Annotated in this window: 15 protein-coding genes and 1 pseudogene; 5 read left to right on the top strand and 11 right to left on the bottom strand. The window is 63.2% G+C overall.

Features of this window, described 5'->3' with window-relative positions:
• Position 1: 1 nt before the first annotated feature.
• Positions 2-5,539: a hypothetical protein gene (locus tag METH_RS15885; protein ID WP_024091500.1), complete on the bottom strand. Its 5,538-nt coding sequence runs from the start codon at positions 5,537-5,539 to the stop codon at positions 2-4.
• 309 nt (positions 5,540-5,848) lie between these two features.
• On the opposite strand from METH_RS15885, the gene METH_RS15880 reads away from it, so the two are divergent.
• On the top strand, positions 5,849-6,199 hold the full coding sequence (locus METH_RS15880; RefSeq protein ID WP_024091499.1) for an META domain-containing protein: 351 nt from the start codon (positions 5,849-5,851) through the stop codon (positions 6,197-6,199).
• A 116-nt stretch (positions 6,200-6,315) separates the two neighbouring features.
• Here METH_RS15880 and METH_RS15875 read toward each other — a convergent pair whose 3' ends face one another.
• Together METH_RS15875 and METH_RS15870 are read right to left on the bottom strand one after the other, a co-directional pair.
• Positions 6,316-7,410 (bottom strand): ParB/RepB/Spo0J family partition protein, encoded by a 1,095-nt coding sequence (locus METH_RS15875; protein ID WP_024091498.1) that lies wholly within the window; start codon positions 7,408-7,410, stop codon positions 6,316-6,318.
• Positions 7,388-8,809 carry an AAA family ATPase gene (locus METH_RS15870; RefSeq protein ID WP_024091497.1) on the bottom strand — a complete coding sequence of 474 codons (1,422 nt, stop codon included), beginning with the start codon at positions 8,807-8,809 and terminating at the stop codon, positions 7,388-7,390. Before METH_RS15870 ends, METH_RS15875 begins: the two co-directional genes overlap by 23 nt.
• A gap of 590 nt (positions 8,810-9,399) precedes the next feature.
• Here METH_RS15870 and METH_RS15865 point away from each other — a divergent pair.
• Entirely contained in the window at positions 9,400-10,683 is a 1,284-nt protein-coding gene (locus METH_RS15865) for a replication initiation protein (RefSeq protein WP_024091496.1), read from the top strand.
• An 80-nt stretch (positions 10,684-10,763) separates the two neighbouring features.
• Here METH_RS15865 and METH_RS15860 read toward each other — a convergent pair whose 3' ends face one another.
• From METH_RS15860 to METH_RS15830, 7 genes are all read right to left on the bottom strand, one after another.
• On the bottom strand, positions 10,764-13,805 hold the full coding sequence (locus METH_RS15860) for an efflux RND transporter permease subunit (RefSeq protein WP_024091495.1): 3,042 nt from the start codon (positions 13,803-13,805) through the stop codon (positions 10,764-10,766).
• Positions 13,806-13,815: 10 nt separating this feature from the next.
• Positions 13,816-14,856 (bottom strand): efflux RND transporter periplasmic adaptor subunit, encoded by a 1,041-nt coding sequence (locus tag METH_RS15855; RefSeq protein ID WP_024091494.1) that lies wholly within the window; start codon positions 14,854-14,856, stop codon positions 13,816-13,818.
• Between the two features lie 504 nt (positions 14,857-15,360).
• Positions 15,361-16,374, bottom strand: coding sequence for an alpha/beta fold hydrolase (locus METH_RS15850; RefSeq protein WP_024091492.1), 1,014 nt, complete (start codon positions 16,372-16,374; stop codon positions 15,361-15,363).
• Positions 16,375-16,583: 209 nt separating this feature from the next.
• Positions 16,584-18,026, bottom strand: a complete 1,443-nt coding sequence (locus tag METH_RS15845; RefSeq protein ID WP_024091491.1) for a glutamine synthetase family protein — start codon at positions 18,024-18,026, stop codon at positions 16,584-16,586.
• A 166-nt stretch (positions 18,027-18,192) separates the two neighbouring features.
• Positions 18,193-18,591, bottom strand: coding sequence for a cupin domain-containing protein (locus METH_RS15840; protein WP_024091490.1), 399 nt, complete (start codon positions 18,589-18,591; stop codon positions 18,193-18,195).
• Positions 18,592-18,594: 3 nt separating this feature from the next.
• Positions 18,595-19,032, bottom strand: a complete 438-nt coding sequence (gene gloA / locus METH_RS15835) for a lactoylglutathione lyase (protein ID WP_024091489.1) — start codon at positions 19,030-19,032, stop codon at positions 18,595-18,597.
• Positions 19,029-20,141: an aromatic ring-hydroxylating oxygenase subunit alpha gene (locus METH_RS15830; RefSeq protein WP_024091488.1), complete on the bottom strand. Its 1,113-nt coding sequence runs from the start codon at positions 20,139-20,141 to the stop codon at positions 19,029-19,031. The genes gloA and METH_RS15830 overlap by 4 nt, the downstream gene beginning before the upstream one ends.
• A gap of 459 nt (positions 20,142-20,600) precedes the next feature.
• Here METH_RS15830 and METH_RS15825 point away from each other — a divergent pair, with 459 nt between their 5' ends.
• Entirely contained in the window at positions 20,601-21,140 is a 540-nt protein-coding gene (locus tag METH_RS15825) for an Lrp/AsnC family transcriptional regulator (protein WP_024091486.1), read from the top strand.
• 248 nt (positions 21,141-21,388) lie between these two features.
• Positions 21,389-21,583, top strand: a pseudogene (locus METH_RS23260) (arginase family protein); the annotation flags it as partial.
• Between the two features lie 106 nt (positions 21,584-21,689).
• Here METH_RS23260 and METH_RS15820 read toward each other — a convergent pair.
• Positions 21,690-22,166 (bottom strand): MarR family winged helix-turn-helix transcriptional regulator, encoded by a 477-nt coding sequence (locus METH_RS15820; protein ID WP_024091483.1) that lies wholly within the window; start codon positions 22,164-22,166, stop codon positions 21,690-21,692.
• Positions 22,167-22,379: 213 nt separating this feature from the next.
• Here METH_RS15820 and ectA point away from each other — a divergent pair, with 213 nt between their 5' ends.
• Positions 22,380-22,910, top strand: coding sequence for a diaminobutyrate acetyltransferase (gene ectA / locus METH_RS15815; RefSeq protein ID WP_024091482.1), 531 nt, complete (start codon positions 22,380-22,382; stop codon positions 22,908-22,910).
• The last annotated feature ends 48 nt before the right edge of the window (positions 22,911-22,958 follow it).

Below are 22,958 nucleotides of genomic sequence, written 5' to 3'. Positions count from 1 at the left end.
GTCAGAGTTTGGCCAGCCAGCCGGCGGCGGGGTGGTTCGGCTTCAGCTTGCCGGAATGATAGGCGGCATACAGCTCCGAGAACCATTCCCCCGGAGCGCGGAACTGATAGCCGGTGATCCCCTTGGCCCGCTCGCCCAGCAGATAGGAATTCCAGGTGTTCGGGTAGCTTTCCTGATACACAACACCGCCGATTTCAATCTGCTTTGCAATCGCCATGCTGGACCAGGGCTTGGCCGGTTCGGAGGCCATGTCGATAAACGCCTGCATCTTGATGCGCCGGCTTTCCCATTCCTCGTCGGTGCAGCTTTCAGCGGCCGGCTTGGGCGGCACATGCGCGCCCTTGTTATGCGCCATATACTCGGTTGCATACGCCTTGTCATAACTGAACTTTTTGGCAATTTTATCAGCGATGCCAGAGATATCCATGCCGTGTTCGGTCCAGCCGCCGAACTCCTTCTTGCCGCCGTTGCTTTTCATGAAGCTCTGCTTGTCATCGACGGCATGGCCGACCTCATGCAGGGTGTTCCAGTTGAAAAAGGTGACCGGCTCCTCGTTTGCGGGTTTGCATTTCTCCAGCTCGGCGCGTTCTTCCGGGGTGGCGGCATCATCCAGGCTGCCCACCGCATCATCGCTGCCAAAGGCATAATTGGGCGACACGCCCGCATCGCCCTCATGCATCACGATCCGCTTTTCGTTGCCCTGGTACATTGAGCCGCCTTCCGCAGCTTCATTGACCGCGAACTTCTGCAGCGAGTCGTTGTTCAGCGTGTGATCCAGCGGCAGATCCTGCATCGCCTTGTAGAAGGCGACGATATTCGGCCCCTTCAGATCGGCATCGGCAATTTCCGTGGCCGGTGCCAGGTTCTTATTGCTGAAGTTCTTGATATCGCAGCCGAAACGCGCCTTGAACGCCACTTTGACCACGGCCCGCTGCGCCTCCGGCTCCAGGTTGTCGATCATTGCGTCCAGCTCGTCGGTGCCATTGGGCCGCGACAGGATTTCCTTGATGTCCGCTTCCTTGGGCGGCGTGTTGGCCCGCATTTCGGCCATCACAAAGGCGCTGGTGCCGATGGCGCGCGCCTCTTCCAGCAGCTTGATCGCGTCTCCCGGCTTCTTGCCGGCCACCGCCGCGGCGGCATCCGCCAGTTTCTTGCGCATGGTGTCGATGCTGGGCTTGATCGCATAGCGGTGCTCATGCGCTTCCAGCACGGCCAGCCGCGGCTCCACCTCCGGCTTGGCCCGCAGGTCCTTGTACGCCTTGTGCTGCTCCGCCATCTCCAGCGCGGCTTTGGTCTGGGCGATGGCCGCCTCGATGCCGCTGCTGACCTTGGCGTAATCCTGGCCGCCCTTGGCGGCGGTTTCGGCATCCTTCAGCAGCTTTTCAACCGCGTCGGTCTCATCCTTCACATAAGCCGCTTCGCCGTGGCTTGTGACCGGCCCCAGCGCCGCCCGTGCGCGGGTGATCTCCTGTTCGATGAAGGCATATTGCGAGATCACCTCGTCAGCCGTGTTGCAGGCCTCCAATGCGGCCAGCAGATGGCCCTTGGCGGTCTTGGCGTCCAGCCCCTCCTTCTGGCAGTTTTCAATCTCGGCATTGGCGGTATCCAGATGGGTCTTGGCCACGTCGGCGTTTTCACGGCTGCCAACCACCTTGATCGACAGTTTCGCCGCCTGCACCTGCGGCCACCAGGGGGCGCTGTCGTCGTCGCCGCCGATGGCGGAATTCACCGCCTCCAGGATGCCATGGGTATTGGCAGAGCTGATCGCCTCCTCGGCGGATTTCTCCACCTCCCCGGCCATGGTCTTTGCGGTTGCGTAATCGCCGGGCGCCAGTTTCACCAGAGCCTCGTATTTCGCGGTCAGCCGGGTCAGCTGGGCCTCGATTGCATCGGCGTGCTTGTGGCCCTTTGCCTCTGCCAGCTTGGCCTCGGCGGCGGCGCGGGCCGTTTCATATTCGGACGACCCCTGGACCGCCGTCAGCAGCGCCTTGGCATCATCGGTGATCTGCTTCAGCAGCTTGATCGCCTGGGTATAATCGTTCTCGCCCAGATCCGTCCTGGCGGTATCCAGCTTGGCCGCGGTCAGCCGGTCAGCCAGCGCCTTGATCCGGTCCTTGGTGGCATCGTTGCGTTCCGGCGCCAGCGCATCCACCGCTGCCTGCGCGTCAGTGACCGTCTGATTGTACGGGGCCGCCGCCGCAATCAGGCGCTGGCAGGCGGTGATTTTCTGATAGGCCTTTTCGAACATCGCCTTGGCAGCCGTATACGTATGCGCTGCCTTCGCCGCCTGGTATTTGGCGTAATCCGCATCCGCCCGCGCAATCTGATGCACGCCGGCCTCGTTGCCCGGCCCGATCAGCGCCGCTCGGGGCACAACAAAAAACTGGTTCTCCCAGCCCAGCACCGTCTTCAGCGTCGCCAGATCCGCATCCGTGGCTGTTTCCCAGCCCGCAGCAGCCTTGGCCTTGTCCGCCGCCCCTTGGAAGTCCCGCGCGGTCTGTTTGGCGGTGCTTTCATCCAGCAGGTCCTGGATCTCGGTCTTGCGATGGGTCAGCTGGGTCTCAACCGCGCCGCCTTCGGTGGTGATCTTGGCAATCACCGCGGTGGCCTTGGCCCGGTCCGCCTTGATCGCCTTGTACAGCTCGCCATCGGCGCGGGCCTGCTCGGCCATTTTGCGCGCGGCGGCAAGTTTGGCCTCCGCCCCCTTGTAATCATAGGCTTCCGGCTTGATCAGATCGTCCGCTTCGCCGGTCAGCCGGGTGATGTCATCCAGATGCGGCTGCAGGCAGGCAGCGTCGTTCAGCGGCGCCAATGCGGCGGCCTGTGCCGCCAGCGATGTCTTCAGCTCGCCATAGGCGCGATGCTGATGAACCAGCACCATGGCCATCTTCAGATTTGCGATGGCGCTGTCCAGATGCGCTCTGGCATCATCGTATTTCTTGGCCGTCTTGGCCTTTTCCGCTTCCGCCGCAGGCAGTTGCGCCTTGGCGATCAGCGCGGTGAAATCATTGCCCGCATCCGCCGCGACAACCTTGTCGCGGATATCGGTGAAGACCTTGAACGCCGGATCCCATTTCTTTTTCAGATCATCCAGCGCCGCCGTATCGGTCATCCCGTCCAGTTCGACCGCAGCCTCTGCCGCCGCCTTGGCGCTGTCCACCCGTTTCTCGGCATCCGCCAGGCAGGTGTTTGCCAAGGCGAAATCCAGCTTCAGCGCCGCTGCCGCCGCCTCGGCCATCAGCGCCTTGGCATCCTCCAGCATCGTGGCCGCCTGCGGCACATTCTTCAGGGGATCGATCTTGCCCTGAACCGCCACGCGTTTTTCCTTATAGGCCTTGCAGGCATCCGCCTGGGCCGTGGCCGCGGGCCAATCGCTCTGGGTGGCATCCAGAAGAGTCAGCGCGGTGGAGTATTTGTGCAGGGTTGCTTCCGCCTTGGCCGAAGCAAGATCCGCCTCCATTTTCAATATGATAACCTGAATGCCCGAGGCACCGCCGTGGTCCTTGAAATCCTTCAGCTTGGCCTCGAAGGCCGTCAGCTTGGGCGCATATTGCTGAACCACCGGGATTTCGGTTTCCAGGAACGCGCGCAGCGACCAGAATTTCCCGAGTATCTTGAGGGAGTCGCCATAGTCCTTGGTGGTGGCAACGTCCGAATCCGTGTAATAGCCGCCAAGCTCGGTCAGTTTGACCGTCAGCAGGGTTTTGATCGGAGCTGCCAGCCCGGCCCAGTGATCCACCCATTGCTTTGCTTTCGGGCGCCCGTCTTCATAAGATTTCCGCAGCACCCGCACCTTGGCGGTCTTGGCATGAACCGTGGCAATCTCGTCAAGCTTCTTGACGCCGTCCTTGAATTTCTTGGCCGCCTTGTCCTGCTGCGCCGCATCGTACAGGCGCTCCATCTCGCGCGCCGCATCATCGATCGCAGGGTCGCCGACTGTGACACCGCGGGCCGCATCGGCCAGCGCCTTGCGGTCCGGGTCAAGCGCCATGAAATGCGCGAAATCATCGGCCAGAACCTCGGCCTTGGCAATTTCGGCCTCTGCTGCCGCCAGATCATCCGTGGCGGTTTTCAGATCATGCGCCTTGGCCTTGCCGACCGCCGCCGTGCGCAGCCCGTTGATCCGGGTGATTTCCGGCGCAATCTCCGGCGCCGCAGCCTTGGGGTGGCTGGTCAGGGGCACCAGCCGCAGATCGAATATCTCCAGGGCTTTCTGAAAGCTGGTCTTGGCGGCAGTATCGGCGGCAACCGCTTTTTCCAACGTCTCCAGCGCCTTTTCCCCAGCGCCCAGCTTGGCGCCGTCGGCGTCCTCGGGTTTGGCCTTGGCCTGGGCTGCCAGGGCCTCGACCTTGTCCAAGGCGGCCTTCCACTTGTCCGGGGTCTGGCTGACCGCCTCCGGCACCATGGTGTTGTAGGTCTTCACCGGCCCGTCGCGCAGCGCCTTCAGCGCCGCCTCGATCCGGGCGATCTGCTCCGCCACATCGGCGTCTGCGGTGTCTGCGCCGCTGTCATCCGAAGGCGGCGCGGCCTGTTCCGGCGCCTTGGCCGGGGCCTCGGGTTTGGCAGTGGTGACGGTATCCCCCTCCCCTGCCGATGCGGCCCCGGCACCGGCTGGTGCCGCCTCTTCCGCAGTTTCGGCCGCCGCCTGGCGGGCCTTGGAAATGGCCTGGGCCAAGGGGCCGACCGCCTTCAGCGCGCCTTCGTAATCCGGCGGCGTGGCGGCCACCCGGGCCTTGATCTGCATCCAGACATTTTCGATTTTCGCCGACTGCGGCGTCTTCAGCGCCAGAACCTCGCTGACCAGCGGTTCCAGTTTGCCCGCGGCCTGCTGCCATTTGCCTTCCAGCAGGGTTTGCCGCTTGGCCCGCGCCGCGGCGTCCTGGGCCGCGGTCTTCATCTCGGCTGACAGCTTGGCCACATGTTCCAGCGCCGCCGCATAGCCGCTGCCCTCCGCCTTGGCCTGGATCGCCTTCCACAGCGCCTCGGCCTTCGACAGGTCGATGCCGGCAATGTCCCGCAGCTTGGCCAGATTGGCCTCAACCTTGGCGGCGGCGGTTTTCCATTTGGCCTCGGCCGGATCCGGTTCCGCCGACGGCGCTGCCGGCGTATCCTCAGTATCTTCGGTGACAGTGTCGCCGCTGGCCGCCGGGGCCGCCTGCGGGCCGTCCTCCGCGGCCTCGTCGTCATCGCGGTCCGCCTCGACAACGGTTCCGTCGGGATCCAGAATGATGATGCTGTATTTGAGCCCGACCACCATGAACATCTTCTTGGCCTTGCGGGCCATGCCCGGCACCACTTTGCCTTCGAGCGAAAACGACAGCTCCTTGCCGTCCAGCTTCAGCGTCCCGAAGGTGAACTGCGGCGTCTCGCCATCGGCTTTTGCCTGCTTGCCCAGGACCTTGGCCGCCTTGGTCTTATGGGTCAGAAATACCGAGTTTTCGATTTTCTTGCCGAAACACAATCCGAAGGACAGCGCCCGCTTTCGCGCAATCGCCATCTGTTGCTTGATTTCTTTTGCAGCAGATCCATCAAGAGGCATGGGAAGCTCCTGAGTTAAAAAATTGTTTAAAACTAGAGCCTTAGCTCTCATTACCTTTAAGCGTCGCATGGAACCCGGATTCCAGCAAGATTTTTTTCTTGTCAATCCGCTCAGGCTGCGCACACTCGACCCGTACATGCATCAAGGTGAGACGCTGATGACTTTGCAGCCAGCCGCTTCAGCCGAATGACGGGTTTGCGCCCTGCCCGGGCCGTAACGCTTGCGGCGCTCGCAGGCCTGTGCGGCGGCGCTCTGGCGGTGTGCTCATTCGCCTCTGAAAACGCAACCGGACACAACGGAGAGATTTCAATGGCTTCAACCACCGCAGCAAGTTTTGACGGCGCCTGGATTGTTGAAAAGGTCCAGGACGTCGATCTGGCGCAGTTCGAAGACCTGCGGTTTGATTTCGACGGCGGCACGCTGTACGGCTCCAGCCCCTGCAGAAGCTTCACCACAACTTTCGGGCCCGGCATGGAGACCATTATGTTTTCGCCGTTACAGATCGGCGGCGGGCTGTGCGACGAAGCGACGATGATCGCCGAGCGGGATTTCCTGCAGCAGATCGGCCTGGTCAACCGGATGGAGCTGACCGGCGGCGGCCAGCTGGTGATGTATAATTTCGATACGCCGCTGCTCTGGGCCAAACGGCTGGAGGAGTGACCGGCCGAGGTTTCGCAGCGAAACCCTGAAACCCGCCTTTCACAGACCCCTGAAATGAAAAACCCCGGCCGTTCAGGACCGGGGTTTCGCAGCGAAACCGGAACCCGGCGGCGGCCCTATCCGCCGTGCGCCAGCAGGTGGCGGACATTGTCCATCACCGTATCAACCAGTTCAGCCGTCACATCGCCGCCGGAGAACCGGATCGCATAGCCGCCCGGGCCGAATTCCCGTTCGATGGTGATCCCGCTGGCGACGCGGGTCTTTCCGGACCGCTCCACCTTTTGCGCGGTCTTGGGGCGGCCGCCGCGGCTGGGATCCTGCGGCGCGCCTTCGGTGTCCTCGATCACCGGCAGCAGGGCGTCCCACTCCTCGGCTGCCGAGCGCCCCTCTGCCCGCTCCAGCGCAGCCCGCAGCCGCTCCGCCCCGCCGCTCCGCAAGGCGGCGGCCAGACGCAGGCACTGGCGTTCATTGAGGCCGGTGGCATGGGACAGCATATCGCCCAGCTCTTCGTGGATCAGGGCAAACGAGCGGATCTTGGACCGCTTCGCCTTGGAGGCATTCTGGAACAGCACCGCGACGGCTTCGTCCACCGTCGGGAACACCCCGTCATGCACCGCCGAAGCCGCCGCCCTGCCCCGTTCGTACTGGCTGAGACCGGAGCGGATTTCGTTTTCCTCGATCATCGAGACCAGCGCATTTGCAAGGCTGCCGGGTTCACGGACGAACGCCGGGATGGTCTGGAACCGTTCGCCGCCGCTGAGCGCCTTCAGGCGGCGCAGGGCTGTCAGGCGGCGGTAGCCGGAGACCAGCGCGTATCTGCCCGCGTCCTCGGGATTGAGCGGTACAAAAACCTCGACCGGCAGGCGCAGGCCATTGACCGAGATGGAGGTCATCAGCTCCTGCATCTCCTCCTCGTCCAGCACGATCCGGTCGCGGTTCAGGGCATCCGCGGTAATGTCTTCCAGCGGGATTTCCACTGCCACCAGCCCTTTGCTGGCTGCGTCGCGCAGGCGTTCGGCGTCTGCCTTGTCACGGGCTGCAGCCTCGCGGTCGGCCTGCGGCGTCGGGTCCGCGTGGCGGGCGGCATCGGCCACAACATCGGCTATCGGCGGCCGCAGGCCGGGGCCGCGCGAAAGGTCGCGGTCAATGCCTGCTTCGATCTCTTTCAATGCCTCGGGCGAGGGGGTCTCAAGCTGTCTGCGTCTGGCCATCTTCGCTCTCCTCAGTCTGTGCTTCTGCCTGCTGCATCTGCTGATCGCGCCACCAGCTGCCGATCAGCAGTTCCTTGAATTCCGCATAGGTGCGGTCGAACACCTCGCGGCCGCGCACATATGTATCGCGGTTGAAGTTGCGGTAGTCCGCCTCGTAGATGCCGGACACGCTTTCGCCGGCCTGGCCGACCATGGCGGTGTAATCCTGCCGGTAGGCGTTCATCATGTCGCCGAAATAGGCCTGGATCACATTCGCCAGATCGGTCTGCTGGCTGGCGTCGAAGCGGGTGATCAGGGCGCGCACCACGTCCCATTCGAACTTCATCTCGGGCAGCCCGGCGCGGCGGCGGCCGGCGTTTTCACCGTCCTCGATCGAGGCGAAGGTGGAATAGAGCATATCGAAGAACCGTCCCGTCGAGTCGAACTCGAGGAAGGACGCGCCAAGCGGCACCATCAGGATGTCGGCAGCCGCCAGCGCATTGATGGTCAGGTAGCCGAGGGCAGGCGGGGTATCCAGCAGCACGATGTCATAGTCATCGAGCGCGCCGCCCTGATCCAGCGCGTTGGTCAGCGCGTCCCACAGCGCCCAGTTCCTGAGCCCCATCCGCCAGACCGGGATCTGGAACTCCGCCCAGTAGAGGTTCAGCTGGGCGCCGATCAGATCGATGTTGGGCCAGTGGGTTTTCTGGACCACGTTTCGCAGCGAAACCTCCCGCGCTTCGGTCAGAGTCTCATCCAGCGGAATAGGGTCTGATCCGGAGGCGGCGCGGACCTTGTTTTCAGACTCTACCGCTTCGGCGTAGTCTCTGGCCAGCAGGGGGAAGACGGTCTGCCATTCATCGGCGACCTGGCCGCCCATGATCGAGGTCATCGAGCCCTGGGAATCCAGATCCACCACCAGCACCTTGTAGCCGTCCAGCGCCGCCGACATCGCCAGATGCGCGGCGGTGGAGGTCTTGCCGACGCCGCCCTTGAAGTTGGCCACGGCCACGACTTTGGCGGGCAGGCCTTCGGGGCGGTAGGGGCGGTATTCCTTGGTGCTGATGCCTTCTTCGGCAAAATGATCGCGCAGCTTCAGCACGTCCTCCAGGGTGAACCAGCGCGAGCCGCTGGCGCCCTCGCCCTGGGGCAGGTCGGGGTGTTTGTTCAGGACCCGGCGCAGATGGGCGGGGGCGACCGGGATCAGGTAGCGGCAGACCTCCCATGTGGAGAAGCTGCGCAGGCGTTTGCGCCCGTCGGGGGCGTAGCCGCGTTTGGCCAGATCATCGCGGCCGCGGCCGGCGAAGGCTGCGGCCTTGGCGAATCTGGCGGTGTCGACGAGCTCGCCCAGTTTGGCGGCGGCAGCCTCGGGGTCGAGGTTGAAATAAGGGGGCAGGGGAGTTTCAGGTTTCTTTGCCATGTAACGGGTGCCTCGGGTATATCGCCTGTTTGGCGTGTTATCACCGCATTTGTGGCACATCCCCGGGACAGAGTGAATCATATTCTGGCAACGCATCTGTTTTCCGCTGCCGTCCGGATTTCGCGGAATAAATGACTCTTTTCCCCGTATTCATCATGGCACAAACAGGTTGAAATGTTGTGAATCTTTGATTCAGTTTAGAGTCTTTGGGTCTGATAAATTACTATATATCAAGCGCTTATATACTTTTGGGGACCTGTATCCAGTACCAAAGGAACCCGTTTGCAGGAGCATTGGTACCCGTCTGCGGGAGCAAGGGTCCCGATTCGCAGGAAGACAGGCACCCGCGACTCGCAGGCTGTAAATCTGGCGGTTTCAGGCAGGATAATCGCCGGAAAACCGGGGAAACCAGCGCTGAATGGCGCCTGAAATCGGGATGATCCCGTAAAGGTACCCGTTTCCGGGACCGGGTTTTCCCGTAAACGGGTCCCCAAAGCAGGATTGAGCGCGGGTTCCTTTTAAGTCATAGTACCGCCAAGGCAGGCCCCGGAGAGTCGCAAAGACCGGCACGGGGGCAAGAGGGCAGGGCGATGGACGCAAAAGACATCCCGCATAACAAGCTGACAGGCCCGCTGCGCCGGGGGTCGGTGAAGAAGAATGTGGCGGCCATTCATGTGTCCGGCAAGCTGACGCTGCTGCAGCGCAAGCTGTCGAATGTGCTTTTGCTCAATGCCTATGACACGCTGATTTCAAAGCCCAAGCATCAGATCGATGCGCAGACGCTGTGCATGATGGTGGGCTATAACTCCAACGACATGGACACCCTGAAGCAATCGCTGCGCAGCCTGGCGGAGACGGTGGCGGAATGGGACATGCTGGATGAACAGGGGCGGCAGGAATGGGGGGTCAGCTCGCTGCTGTCTTATGCCAAGCTGGCGGGCGGCGTCTGCGAATATGCCTATAGCCCGGCGCTGGCGGAGAAGCTGCATGATCCCAAGGTGTTTGCGCTGATCAACCTGAACATCCAGCGGCGGTTCACCAGCGGCCATGCGCTGGCGCTGTATGAGAACTGCTACCGCTTTGTGCGCACCGGCTCGACCGGCTGGTGGGATATCGCGCTGTTCCGGCGCCTGATGGGGGTGGATGGCAGCGCCTATTACGAAAGCTTCAAGCATCTGAATGCCAAGATCATCAAACCGGCGGTGGCGGAGGTCAACAAGACCTCGAACATCCTGCTGACGCCGGACTTCAAGAAGATGGGGCGGCAGGTGGCCGAGGTGCGGTTCCTGATCAAGGAGAACCCGCAGCTGGCGATGCTGGACATTGATGACGGGGCAGGGGTGCGGCAGGGCGCTGTTTACGGCCAGCTGATCGGCCTTGGCGTCAGCGACCGGCTGGCGCGGCAGTGGATTGCCGAACACGGCGAGGACTACGTGGCCGAGAAGGTCGGCTATCTGAAGAGCAAGAAGGGCGTGGACAGCCCGGTGCGCTATCTGAGCGCGGCGCTGCGGGATGATTACAAGGATGCGCCCGCGGAGACCGCGAAGGAGCTGCCGCCCGAGGTTCTGGCGGCGGCTGAGGCGCGCCGCGCGGCGGAAGCCGAGGCGGCCCGGCTGGCGGCAGCAGAGGATGCGGTCAAGGCGCGGGAGCGGTCGCTGAGGGCGCAGCGGCTGGAGCGGATCCGGGATCTGGCCGCCGGGCGCTCACCGACCCAGCGGGACGCGGACAAGCGGCTGTTCCTGAGCCGTCTGGAGACCGAGATCGACCGCGAGGAGTTCCGCAACCGGGGCTGGGCTGCGGCCCTGCTGGCCGGTGAGATGGCAGAATTCTGGGAAGAGCTGATCCCCGGCGCGCTGGAGGATCTGGCAGGGTAGGGGGGCCGCTTGCGGCAAGCGGCCCTGCAGGATCAAACGGTGTGCCGGGCACAGGCCCGAAAGAGCAGATGGCGGCGGTGTTAAACCGCCGCCATTTCCAGTTTCTCCGCCCGCCGGAAGAAGATCAGGTAGAACACCGGCGCGGCCACCAGGGTGAGCACGGTGGCAAAGGCCAGACCGCCCATGATGGTGATCGCCATCGACACAAAAAAGGCGTCGGTCAGGAGCGGCGCCATGCCGAGGATCGTGGTCACCGCCGCCAGCATCACCGGGCGCAGACGCGACACCGAGGCCTCGACGATGGCTTGGCGCAGGGGCAGGCCGGTTTCGCGCACCAGATCGATTTCCTCGACCAGCACGATGCCGTTCTTGATCAGCATCCCCGACAGGCTGAGCAGGCCCAGAAGCGCGGTGAAGGTGAAGGGGAAGCCGGTGCCCAGAAGCCCGATCACCACGCCGTTCACCGACATCGGCACCAGCAGCCAGATGATCACCGGCTGGCGGATCGCATTGAACAGCAGCACCGAGATCAGCACCATGATCAGCAGCGTCACCGGCAGCTGCTTGCCCAGCGACTCATTGGCATCGCCCGAGCTTTCATGCTCGCCGCCCCATTCCATCAGGTAGCCGGGCGGGATCTCCATCGCCTCGATGGTGTCCTGCACCTCGGCAAAGACGGTGGCGGCGGTCAGGTCCGGCGGGATGTCGGCGCCGACGGTCAGGGTCGGCAGCCGGTCGCGGCGGTGCACCAGGGTGTTTTCCATAACCACATCAACGCCGTCGATCATCTGTTCCAGCGGCACGAACTTGCCGGCTGATGAGGAAAACACCACCTGATCATAGATGTTGTAGGGCTCCTGCGGGGCCCGGCGCACAATGATCGGGATCAGCCGGTCGCGTTCGCGGAACACCCCCATCTGCAGCCCGTCGGTTGAAAACTGCAGCGCATCGGCGATGTTTTCGCGGGTGACGCCGGCGGTTTGCGCCCGGTCGTTGGCATAGACCGGCTTCAGCACGGGTTCCTGTTCGCGCCAGTTGTGGCGCGGGGTCAGGATATTGGCGGAGGCCGCCGCAAGCCGCTGTTCCGCCTCTGCGCCCAAGCGGCGCAAGACCTTGGGGTCGGGGCCGGAAAAACGCACCTGGATCGGGTCGCCGCCGCCGGGGCCGAACACCAGCCGTTTGGTGCGGAACTCGCCCTCGGGGAACTGTGCCTGGCCGAAAGCCTCAAGCGCGGCCTGCAGCGGCGGGATCGCATCGAGGGTTGCGGTGCGGATGATCAGATGGCCGTAGCTGGGGTTCGGCTTTTCGGCCGAATAGGTCAGCATGAAGCGGGTGGCGCCCTGGCCGGTGAAGGAGGCGACCGAGACCACGTCTTCGCGTTCGGCAAGCCAGTCCTCGAACACCTTCAGATGCCTGGAGGTTGTCTGGATCGAGGTGCCCTGCGGCAGCTTGTAGTGGACAAAGAACAGCGGCGTGTTGGAGTCCGGGAAGAACTGCTGTTTCACCTGGCCGAAGCCGATGAAGCAGATCACGGTGATGCCGGCCAGCCCGGCCACCACCAGCCAGCGCAGTTTCAGCGCCCAGGCCAGGATTTTGCCATAGGTGCGGAACATCAGGCCGCTGTAGGCATCCTTGCTGTCTTCGTTGCCCTGTTTGAAGAAATAGTGGCCCAGCAGCGGCGTTGCGGTCAGCGCCAGCAGCCAGCTGAGCAGCAGCGAGATCGCGATGACGGCAAACAGCGAGAACAGGAATTCGCCCGAAGAATCGGGGCTGAGGCCGATGCCGGCAAAGGCCATGATGCCGATCACCGTGGCGCCCAGGAGCGGGATCTGGGTTTTTGAGGCGGCCTCATGGGCGGCCGCGCGCGAGGTCTTGCCGCGCAGCATGGAAATCTGCATGCCTTCGGCGACGACGATGGCATTGTCGACCAGCATCCCCATGGCGATGATCAGCGCGCCGAGGGAAATCCGCTCCATCGAGATTGAGAACATGTTCATGAAGAACAGCGTGCCGACCACGGTCAGCAGCAGCGTCGATCCCACCACAACGGCGGCGCGCCAGCCCATGAACAGGGCCAGGACCACCACCACAATGGTGACCGACATCGCCAGGTTGACCAGGAAGTCGTTGGAGGCCTGCTCGACCACCACATGCTGCTGGTAGATCGGTTTCAGGTCCACGCCATAGGGGATCCGGCTGTCCAATGCGGCCAGTTTGGCGTCGACGTTCTGCCCCACTTCGACGATGTTTTCGGTGGCGAGGCCGGCGATCCCGAGGGTAAAGGCCTCAACCCCGTTGAAGCGGATCAGCAGGTCCGGGTCGCTGATGCGGCCGCGGTGGACGTCGGCCATGTCGATCACATTGACCACGTCGCCCTGCGAGCCGATGGAGAGGCCGGCGATTGCAGTGACCGAGTCCGAGCCTTCCGGGGCGCTGAGGCGGGTGTCGGCGGGGCCGGCCTCAAGACTGCCGGCCGGCCGGACCGAATTGGCATTGGCCAACGCGCTGCTGACGGCGTCAATCGGGATGTTCTGATTGACCGCAACCGCCATCTTGGGCTCGACAAAGACGGCCTCGGGCGGCAGGCCGGTGATTTCGACATCGGCCACCCCGTCGACGGTCAGCAGCTCGCGCCGCAGGTAGGTGGCCAGTTCGTGTTTCTCGGCGTCGCTGTAGCCCTCGGCGGTGACCGCGTAAAACAGGCCGAACACATCGCCAAAGCCGTCATTGACATAGGGTTCGCTGACGCCATCGGGCAGGGCGCGGGCCGCATCGCGAACCTCGGCGCGCAGTTTGGTCCAGATCGCGGGCAGTTCGGTGCCGTCGTAGGTGTCCTGCATCTCCACTTCGATCAGCGAGGAGCCGGGCCGGTTCACCGAGGTGATCAGCTTGACCTCGCCCATCTTCTGGATTGCCGATTCCAGCGGTTCCGACACTTCCAGCGCCACCTGGGCGCTGCTGGCGCCGGGATACTGGGTCGCGATGACCGCGGATTTGATGGTGAAGGCCGGATCTTCCAGGCGGCCCAGGTTCAAAAAGCCCCAGATCCCGCCAAGCAAAGCCGCCAGCATGATGAGCCAGGTGTAAAGCGGCCGGTTGATCGACCCGCGTGCAATGTCCATCAGGCCGCCCTCAGTTGCCGAAACCGGTGAAGCGGCTGACCTGCTGGCCGTCTTTCAGCGCGGAGCCGCCGGTCAGCACGATTTCCTCGCCGCCCGCCAGGCCCTCGGCAATCCGGAAATCGCCGTTCTGGGTCGCCTCGGCCTTTACGCGGGTCCAGGTGACGGTGCCGTCTTCGGCGCCTGCGGGGGCAAAGACCATCACCCCGGTGCTGCCATCGGGGGCGGCCACCAGCGCGGTGCCGGGCACCCGGATCGCCGCATCGCCGGTGTCAACGCGCACATGCACCGTGGCCGAGGCGCCGGGCAGGATCTGGCGGTCTTCGGGCGGGGGCAGGCGGAAGGTCACCCGGTAGGTCTGGCCGACGCTGCTGGCCTCGGCGTCGAATTCCAGGATTTCGAGCGGGTAGTCTGTATCCCGGCCGGGAAAATTCGCAACGATTGTCAGCACATCGCTTTGATCGGCCTGCTGGAACAGAACCTCGGGGACATCCACCTTGATGTGCAGTTCGGACATGTCGTGCAGCCGCACAATCGGGGTGCCGGCGCTGACGGTGGTGAACTGTTCCACCTCGCGGCTGGAGACCAGCGCATCAAAGGGCGCATTCAGGGTTGCATGGCCAAGCGCATATTCGGCGTCCCGCAGGGCGACCCGGGCCAGGCCGGCCTCGGTCTCGGCGTCGTCGATCGAAACCTGGCTGACGGTGCCGCGCAGCTTTTCCAGCCGTACCACGGTGCGGTCGGCCTGTTCCTTGCGCAGCCGCGCCTGTTCCAGCTGCAGCTCGAACGGCTCCAGGTCCAGTTCGGCAATCAGCCCGCCCTGCGGAACAGAACCGCCTTCGGTCACCGGGAATTTCAGGATCTGCCCGCCGACCTGGAAGGCCAGGTCAACGGTCTGTTTGGCCGCGACCTTGCCGAAGAACTGCCGCTCCAGCATCAGGGAGTCCGATGAAGCCTGCAGCAGTTTCACGGGCTTCAGCGGCTCCTGGGCCGCGGCGGCCGCGGCAAGGGCGGCAACACCGCCCGCCACAGCAAGGGTTTTGCACCAACGCATTCCTGTCACTCCTTCCGGGCGGTTTTGCCGCCTGCCCGCATTATTGTTTCGTGCGCCTTCACGCCCGGTTGCCCAATCCGCCCGCAAACCAGCCGATGCGGCGGCCTGCCAGGGAACTTGCGGCCTATAGCTCAATTGCGGGAACTTTCCTGTGAACGAGGTCACAATGCAACGATTTCCCTGAGGGCATACGGGATTCGGGCCGTTTAACAGCACAGGCGGCAGCGTGCAAATGCTGTGCCGCCTGTGCTGGACCGCCTGCAGGGGACCGGCTGCGCGGCCCGCGCCGGTTTGCCGGAACAGATCAGACAGACCCCCGCGCCGTTTTCCTGGGGTGGCTCAGGGCGCGCGGTCAAAATCAGTGAAATGCTGTAACGGGGCCAGCGCCGCGCATGGCCCGGTGCCGCGGCAGACAGCAGGGCGGCCTGCGGCGATACGGCTGCGGCTTTGGCCCCGGCTGCCCGCGCGGGTTCCGAATACGGCCCTGCAATTTCTCACGCGGCGCTAATCCCCGAGCAATTCCCGGATATTGGCGTCCAGCCGGGCGGCGAAACCCGGATCATTGCCCGGATTTGCCGCGCAATGGCCCCAGGGCGAGTCATACGGTCGGACGGCTGCGTTTGGCATATGGCGGGCTTCTGTCCGGTTGTCCTCTGGCGGGAAGTAGAGATCCTGGGTGCAAGGCATCAGGATGGCGCGGGCGGTGATGGATTTCAGTGCCGCTTTGAAATCGCCGTTGCAGCGCGGGCCTGCCGAAATATCGGCGGCTTGCCAGGTCGCAAGTTTGGCCAGAAGGTTGTTGGCGTCCCAGCCTTGCACATGGTCCTGCTCCCAGTCTTGCAGCAGGTCTTCGACAGTGTCGAAGCCAAGCTGGCGGTAGAGGCCCTCGCGGTAGAAGGTCTGCGAGAAGGCCCAGCCGGCGTAGACCCGGCCAAAGGCCTTGAGCCCGGCTTCGGGCGGGGCGGTGTAATCGCCGCGGTTCCAGGTCTGGTCGGCGCAGAGGGCGGCCTTGACCCCTTCGAGGAAGACGAAGTTGTGCGGCGAGGTGCGGGCGGAGGCGCAGAAGGGCAGGATCGCCTGCACCATGCCCGGATATTGCGCCGCCCATTGGTAGGACTGGCAACCGGCCATCGACCAGCCCGCGACCAGGGCGATCCGGTCTATGCCGAGATGGCCGTGGAGCAGCCAGTGCTGGGCAGCGATGTTGTCGTGCATCTGCACCAGCGGGAAGCGCGGGCCGTCCTGCGGAGCAGGGGTGTTCGACGGCGAGGAGGAGCGGCCGTTGCCGAACAGGTTGGGGCTGACGATAAAGTGGCGCGCCGGATCGATGGCCCGGCCGGGTCCGAAGAAGCCCTCGTTCCGCGTATTGGTGCCGGTGTAGAACGTGGGCAGGACAATGACGTTGTCGCGCGCGGGCGAGAGCGTGCCATAGGTTTGATAGGCCAGCCTGGCGTCTTTCAGCACCGCACCCGACAGAAGCGGGAAATCCCCCAGGTCCAAGATCTTGTAGTCCGGCATCTTGTTATCCTTTGAAAACATCGCCCGCCTGCACGGCTAGGCGTCCTCTGCCAGAAGGCGAAGAAGATGACCCAGACCGCCGCCCCGAGGGCGAGGTGCCAGGACGGCGGGATATCCGAAGATCCGCAGTTCCGGGCGCGTGTCCGTGGCCCGGGTTGCCGGCCCTGTCCGAAGGGCCTGGGTCATGATTTCTGCGTTCAGTGAGGGCTTTAGTAAAGGCGCAGGTATTCCTGCACTTCCCAGTCGGTGACCGACTGGTGGTATCGCTCCCATTCGTCGTTCTTGTATTCGAGGAAGGATTTACGCATCACCGGGCCCATCACATGCCCGGCCATTTCGTCCTGGCGCAGCGCCTCGATTGCGCTCCACAGGGTGCGGGGCAGGCGGCGGATGCCAAGCTCGGCCAGTTCCGCCTCAGACTTGGAATAGAGGTCAAAGTCGGTGGGTTTGCCCGGCTCGATCCTGTTTTTGATGCCCATCACCGCGCAGCTGAGGTGCATGGCCATCGCCAGATAGACATTCATCGTCATGTCGCAGGCGCGGTTTTCAATGCAGTGGCGGCTTTGCGGCAGGCGGAACTGGGCCGAGCGGTTGTTGTAGCCGTAGGTGATGTTGGTCGGCGCCCAGGTGACGGTGCCGCCTTCAAAGCCGCCCACCCGCGGCACCAGCCCGTTGTAGGAGTTCACGGTGGGGCAGGTGATCGCGGTGATCGCCTCGGCGTGCTGCATCAGCCCGCCCACGGCCCAGCGGCTTTCGTCGGACCAGTCGCTGCCGTCAGGGGTTTCAAAGATGTTTTCGCCCGGGCGGCTGTCATGCTGCATCGACATGTTGATATGCGCGCCGGAGCGCCAGTCGCCCACCGTCGGCTTCGGCATGAAGGTCACGAACAGGCCGTGTTTCTTGGCCACCTCCTTGAGGGTGATGCGCAGGAACGCCAGCCGGTCGGACATTTCCAGCATGTTGGTATAGTGGAAATCCAGCTCGAACTGGGAATAGGCGCCCTCGGCCACCACGTCGTGCAGGTTCCAGCCGAGGCCCTCGATGATGTCGATCATGTCTTTCAGGAAGGGCATCGAGTCGAGGGAGTATTCCACGTCATAGCCGAACGCCTGGCGGCGCGGGCGCAGGCCCTCTGCCGGGTCGTCGTCAAAGGCTTTCACCGGCTGGCCGGCCTCATCGTATTTCATCACGATGAACTCGGGCTCGACCCCGGCAAAGCCGGTATAGCCCTCCTGCGCGGCCTCGAACATGGCGCGCCGCAAGGCCTGGCGCGGGCAGACATTATAGGGCGCGTCCTCCCAGTAAAGGTCGGAAAAGATGATCGCCATCGAGCTGTCCCAGGGGCAGATATAGACGGCGTCCAGATCCGGCACCACCACCTGGTCGCTGTCGGCGGGGCTGAGCTCGGGCACAAAGGAAATCGAGTGGACCGCGAACTGCGGCCCCTTGCCGAGGCAGAGCGGTTCAAAGTCGCTCATCGGCACCGGTTTGGTCTTGGGGATGCCGTGCAGGTCGATCCAGGCGGCCATGACGTATTTGACGCCTGCGGCCTCCAGACGTTCGCGCACCTCGGGGATGCGGGGGCGGTTGCGCTCCACCGCGTCCTGGAAGGTTTCGTAATAGATCCGGGTTCCGGGATTGGCTTTCAGCATGGTTGTTTCTCCCATAGGCTGGCAATCGGGTGCCGTTCACTGCCGGGGGCCGGGCAGCGTTGGTTTGGTTTCGTTTTCTGCAGTTGCCTGGCGGAACAGGCGGGCACCCCGTCCCCCGTAAATCGTTACATTGCGTTCAGGCCAGGGTGCCCAGTGGCGGCGTCTCTTAGCCGGGGACAAAATCCGACGGGTCGATGCCCGGAACCTGGGTGATCCCGGCCAGCTGTTTCCAGTTGTGCGGATAGGCGGCGTAGAAGATCACGCATTTGCCGTCCGCCTCGTAGGAGATGCGGTTGTCCTTGGGCACAAACAGCACGTCGCCGCGGCTGCAGATGTAGCTTTCGCCGTCGCAGACCAGCCGGAAGGTGCCCTCCAGGCAGTAAATGATCTCGTCGCAGGTGAGGTCCCAGGGCACCTTGATATTGTTCAGCACATTGATGCCGCCGCACATCGACTTGCTGAACTCGCTGGTGACCATCGGCTTGATGTAGGTGTCGCTGCCGCCCATGGCGTCGTAACGCTCCTGGACCAGATCGAATTTGAAAAGCTGCGGTTGATCGCCCATGGGCTATGCCCCTTCGCTGGCAAGATGTTTCAGGATGCTCTCGTTCAGTTCGACCTTGTAGCCGTCCGGATCCTCGCAAAAGGCGATGACGCGGGTGCCGTTCTTCATCGGTCCCGGCGGGCGGGTGATGTTCACACCTGCCGCGGCCAGCTGCTCGCAGGCGGCATAGACGTCCGGGGTTTCGATGCAGATATGGCCCCAGCCGTTGCCTTTGTCGTAAGGCTCGGTCTGATCCCAGTTGGCGGTCAGCTCCAGGGTGGGGGAGGCCGCCTCCGGGCCGTAGCCGATGAAGGTATTGGTGAATTTGCCTTCGGGGTAGTCGGTGCGGCGCAGCACCTCCATGCCTAGAATCCCGCAATAGAATTCCAGCGATTTCTCCATATCCATCACCCGCATCATCGTGTGGGCCAGGCGGAAACCCTTGGAAACAGGTTCGCTCATTGGGTTTGTTCCTTCTGGTCAGTGCTTGCCAGGTCGCGCTCGATCAGATCCTGGAAGGCGCGGACGCTGTCTTCCCAGGCCGGCGACAGCAGACCGCCGCCGGCTGCAACGGGGGATTTGCGGCCCTCGAACATGCGTTCGACCATCTCGTGGTCTTCCTTGTGAACGTCCCACCAAAGCTGCCTGAGACCTTCGATCTCGTCAGCACTCAGTTGCTGGCCTTCGGTGGTATAAAGCGCGCGGTACTGGCGCATTCTGCCGGGGCCGGTGGGCACGTTCAGGTAAACCCCCAGCTGATCCGGGAAATAACGCCCCAGAATGAAGTTGGGATAGAGCGTCAGGTAGCGCGAGCTGACGCCCAGGCTGCCAGCGGTGCCGGTCTCCTGCTTCAGGTCCACGGCGCTGCCGATGCAGTTGCCGTCGGTGATGGTGTAGTGATCCTCCAGCGGCTGGTCAGTGGTCGCAGCATGCACGAACTGGACGTGGTAGGGTTCGATGAAATTCTCCATGATCAGTTTCCAGTTGGTCTCGATCTCGCCGAAATCGAGCAGGCCGATCGGTTCCACCCTGCCAAAATCCATCCCTTCCAGACGGTTGACCAGCGGCGCGGCGTAGTCTTCGAACTCCGCCGCGCTGCCGTCCAGATTGACGAAGATCCAGTCGTGCCAGACATGGGTGCGAACCGGTTCCAGGCGGTGTTCCTTGAGGTCGAAACCGTCGAATTCCTGCTTGCCGGTGCCGGCGAAATGCGGCGCGGCGCGCAACCGGCCTTGCAGGTCATAGGCCCAGGCGTGATAGGGGCAGCGGATCAGCTTGCCGACATTCCTGGGCTTGTCGACCAGCGTCATGCAGCGGTGCAGGCAGACGTTGTGGAACACCTGGATGCTGCCGTCCTGGGCACGCAGCGTCAGCAGCGGCAGGCCGGCGCAGGTCACCGGGCTGGCGTCGCCGGGATTGGCGATCTGATGGGCGAACCCGATCAACACCCAGTTTTTGGCCAGGACGGTCCGGCATTCCTGCTGCCAGATGTCCTCGCTGCGGTAGGTATCTGCGGTCAGGCCGTGCTGCGGCCCTGCGGATATCCGCGTTCTTTCCTCGGCAATTGTCATTCGTCCTCCCTTCGACACTGCCGCATGCGCGCCGCCGTTCCGGTCTGTGCGCATGCTATCCGTCCCTGCCCGCGGCGGCCCGTTTGCAGGGTCTGCGCCGCCGCGGTGGGCTTGGAGACCATGCTTACGAAAATCGTACCGATTGGCAATAGATTCTTGCGATATTCGTTATGCGTCGAAATTTTTCGATAAGAATCAGGAAAAAACTTGTCGGAAAACGGCAAATGGTGCGAAATTCGCATGCGGGCGGCGCTGCGGGGAGTGAGAATCGCAAAATCAGCAGGGTTCAGCGCGGGATTCCGCTGCGCCCCGGGGGGGCGGCACCGGGTTTTTCCGGCAGTGGCATGGAAAACGGTCAGTCTATGCTGCTGTTTCTGCGGAAAACCCGGCAGGTTGTTTGCGGATTCCGGTGTGCTGCCCTAATTTGGGCTGCGGATACAGCAGTCGGGCAGCAGGCAAATGGCAGATAAGCAGCAATCCTCTTCGCGCGCAAAGCGCGCCAGTCAAAGCATCCGGTCGCCGGGGGATGATCTGAACCAGCAGATCATCCGGCTGTTGCAGATTGACGGGCGGATGGCCTTTTCCGAAATCGCGCAGCGGCTGGATGTTTCCGAAGGCACCATCCGCAACCGGGTCAGCGGCCTGCGGGAGAACAACATGCTGCGGATCGTGGCGATGTCAGATCCGGTGGCCACGGAATACACGACGGATGCGATGATCGGGCTGAATGTGGCGGCAGGCGTGACCCCGCGCCAGGTCGCAGAGCGGCTGGAGAAGGATCCGCGGGTGGTCTTCATCCTGTGGGTGGCGGGCCGTTATGACCTGATTGTCGAGCTGGTCAGCGATGACGGCGATGCGCTGAGAGGGTTTCTGGAGCAGGAGATTCACGCCAGCGACGATATCGCCAATGCCGATGTCATGCCGGGGCTGAAGAACTTCAAGAACCAGTTCCTGCTGAAGCGGGACATGGCAGAGACCGGGGGCGATGCCGCCGGATAGCCGCGAAGGGCAGGGGGGGGGGGGCGCCGAGGCCGGGGGAAGCCGGCATGCCGTAAGAGCGCTGGCAGAGCGGGTATTGCGAGATATCCTGCGGGCTGATCTGCTGCACCGGCAGCGTGAGCAGAGGATGGTCCCGGCGGCAATAAAGGCGGTGCTCCTCGCTGCACAATGCCTCATACACCCTGCAGGTCGCCATTGGAGCGGCGGCCCCGCCGTTCGGCCGCAACCTGTTCAGCTTCGGCCATGCCGGCGCCTATGGCCACGGCGGCTTTCAGTCTTACGATGTGCTGGAGATCCTGCAGGGGCCTGCGAAGCGCGGCGATGTGGCGGGCATCGACCTGGTTGAGGCCGCCCCGGCCTATGATCCGGCTGAAAGCACCCAGATCCTGGCCGCCCGGCTGCTGCTGAGCTTCATCGGCTTCATCTTCCGCAACAGGACATAGCCTCCTCCCGCTGCACCTGCTGCTGCAGCTGCAGCGGAACCCTGAACCTGGCCCGCCATCGGACATCAGGCGGGCCAGGCTTTAAGAAGGTGCAGTCATCACAGGGTCAGGAGGCAGTGAGGGACTCGCCGGTATCCAGGACCGGCGCCGCATCAATGTCCTCTGCATCCAGCATGGAGGCCACGCGCTCAAGCGCCGCAATCAGCGCCGCCTGCTCCCAGTCCTCCATCGCTGAGAACTTGCGCACAAATCTCTGCTGCAGCGGGTCGGGCGCATCGGCAATTGCCCGGCGCCCCTTTTCAGTGACAAGGATATTGGTCTGGCGGCGGTCAGTCAGCGACTTTTCCCGCACCACCATTTCCTTGCGCACCAGCTTGTCCACCAGCGAGGTTACCGTTGCCTGGGAGATCCGCATCTGTTGCGCGATCGCCTTGGCGGTGCAATGCGCGCTGGCGGCGACGATCTGAAGCACCCGGAACTGCGCGGCTGTCAGCTCGACCGATTGCGCGAGTTCCCGGCTGAACAGGTCGGTCGCACGCAGAATCCGGCGCAGGGCGATCAGGCTTGAGTCAATGCGGTCCATGTCCCGGTTCTGGCAGAGCGCAGCGGGACAATCAAGGCACACGCATTGCAATTTAATTTGACAAGCGAAGCATAAAGCCTTGCGATACCGCGCTGAAGCACGTTGAAATGATGGAATATTGCCACATTGACGCAGGAATTCTCTGAAGGCTTGAAATAATTCCCGCCTCGATATACTTAGCTTGCCAAAGCAATAATGGAGACGCTAGGACAGATGCGACATGCATTAGAGTTATTCCGGAAGGCAGCCCCCGCGCTGCGTGAGCCCAAGGCAGACGACGGCCCCGAAATCTGGGAGCTGGTAAGGGCCTGCAAGCCGCTCGACGAGAACTCAATCTATTGCAATCTGATCCAGTGCGACCACTTCCGCGATACCTGTGTTGTGGCAGAGATCGGCGGCGAAATTGCCGGCTGGGTGTCCGCCTATGTTCTGCCCGAAGATCCGGAAACGCTGTTTGTCTGGCAGGTGGCGGTGTCGGAAAAGGCCCGCGGGACCGGTCTTGGCTCGCTGATGCTGAGCGGCCTGCTGCGCCGCAAGGCCTGCCAGAATATCAAACGTCTGCAGACAACCATCACGCAGGAAAACAGGGCCTCCTGGGCTTTGTTCCACAAATTCGCAGCCAACCGGAGCGCGCCGCTGAACAGTCAGCCCTACTTTACCCAGGGCCAGCATTTCCGCGATCGCCAGAGCACCGAGCACATGGTCACGATCGATTTCTCCGAGGCGCCCAGCTGGGCAGCTTGAGGCCGGTCGATCCCATGTGGCGCATGCCCGTTCTGATCTGCACACTTC

This window comes from Leisingera methylohalidivorans DSM 14336 (genome assembly GCF_000511355.1).
In the GTDB taxonomy this organism is placed as follows: Bacteria; Pseudomonadota; Alphaproteobacteria; order Rhodobacterales; family Rhodobacteraceae; genus Leisingera; species Leisingera methylohalidivorans.
Note: the sequence above shows the minus strand (reverse complement) of the source record. Positions and strands in the feature narration are given on the sequence as shown.

Excerpts from the sequence above, each read along its gene's own strand:
- METH_RS15880 (WP_024091499.1), top strand. The coding sequence starts at position 5,849 with ATGGCTTCAACCACCGCAGCAAGTTTTGACGGCGCCTGGATTGTTGAA.
- ectA (WP_024091482.1), top strand. The coding sequence starts at position 22,380 with ATGCGACATGCATTAGAGTTATTCCGGAAGGCAGCCCCCGCGCTGCGT.
- METH_RS15860 (WP_024091495.1), bottom strand. The coding sequence starts at position 13,805 with ATGGACATTGCACGCGGGTCGATCAACCGGCCGCTTTACACCTGGCTC.
- gloA (WP_024091489.1), bottom strand. The coding sequence starts at position 19,032 with ATGAGCGAACCTGTTTCCAAGGGTTTCCGCCTGGCCCACACGATGATG.
- METH_RS15885 (WP_024091500.1), bottom strand. The coding sequence starts at position 5,539 with ATGCCTCTTGATGGATCTGCTGCAAAAGAAATCAAGCAACAGATGGCG.
- METH_RS15855 (WP_024091494.1), bottom strand. The coding sequence starts at position 14,856 with ATGCGTTGGTGCAAAACCCTTGCTGTGGCGGGCGGTGTTGCCGCCCTT.
- METH_RS15840 (WP_024091490.1), bottom strand. The coding sequence starts at position 18,591 with ATGGGCGATCAACCGCAGCTTTTCAAATTCGATCTGGTCCAGGAGCGT.
- METH_RS15825 (WP_024091486.1), top strand. The coding sequence starts at position 20,601 with ATGGCAGATAAGCAGCAATCCTCTTCGCGCGCAAAGCGCGCCAGTCAA.
- METH_RS15875 (WP_024091498.1), bottom strand. The coding sequence starts at position 7,410 with ATGGCCAGACGCAGACAGCTTGAGACCCCCTCGCCCGAGGCATTGAAA.
- METH_RS15820 (WP_024091483.1), bottom strand. The coding sequence starts at position 22,166 with ATGGACCGCATTGACTCAAGCCTGATCGCCCTGCGCCGGATTCTGCGT.
- METH_RS15850 (WP_024091492.1), bottom strand. The coding sequence starts at position 16,374 with ATGCCGGACTACAAGATCTTGGACCTGGGGGATTTCCCGCTTCTGTCG.
- METH_RS15830 (WP_024091488.1), bottom strand. The coding sequence starts at position 20,141 with ATGACAATTGCCGAGGAAAGAACGCGGATATCCGCAGGGCCGCAGCAC.
- METH_RS15870 (WP_024091497.1), bottom strand. The coding sequence starts at position 8,809 with ATGGCAAAGAAACCTGAAACTCCCCTGCCCCCTTATTTCAACCTCGAC.
- METH_RS15865 (WP_024091496.1), top strand. The coding sequence starts at position 9,400 with ATGGACGCAAAAGACATCCCGCATAACAAGCTGACAGGCCCGCTGCGC.
- METH_RS15845 (WP_024091491.1), bottom strand. The coding sequence starts at position 18,026 with ATGCTGAAAGCCAATCCCGGAACCCGGATCTATTACGAAACCTTCCAG.